This is a genomic window from Paenibacillus sp. J45TS6 (assembly GCF_018403285.1).
In the GTDB taxonomy this organism is placed as follows: Bacteria; Bacillota; Bacilli; order Paenibacillales; family Paenibacillaceae; genus Paenibacillus.
In genome coordinates this window covers 1-289 of sequence record NZ_BOSJ01000094.1, presented here as the reverse complement: position 1 = coordinate 289, position 289 = coordinate 1, and the positions used below count along the sequence as shown (strand labels likewise).

General features: G+C 48.8%; 2 rRNA genes. Both read right to left on the bottom strand.

From position 1 onward, the window contains the following. Positions 1-77: ribosomal RNA gene (gene rrf, locus KJS58_RS25165) — 5S ribosomal RNA — on the bottom strand; the annotation flags it as partial. Between the two features lie 142 nt (positions 78-219). Then, positions 220-289 (bottom strand): 16S ribosomal RNA (locus KJS58_RS25160); the annotation flags it as partial.

Sequence of the window (289 nt, the reverse complement as noted above, 5' to 3'; positions counted from 1 at the left end):
GTACCATCGGCGCTGGAGGGCTTAACGGTCGTGTTCGGGATGGGTACGTGTGGAACCCCTCCGCTATCGCCACCAAACGCATGATTGAAGCCATTCAATCATATAGTGTATAAGTTGAAAGAGTCTTACTCTCTCAAAACTGAACAACGAGTGAGTGTGCTCGGAAGCTTAGCTTCCGTATATTTGAATGTTTCCGTTTCAGGAAACGATTCTCCATAGAAAGGAGGTGATCCAGCCGCACCTTCCGATACGGCTACCTTGTTACGACTTCACCCCAATCATCTACCCC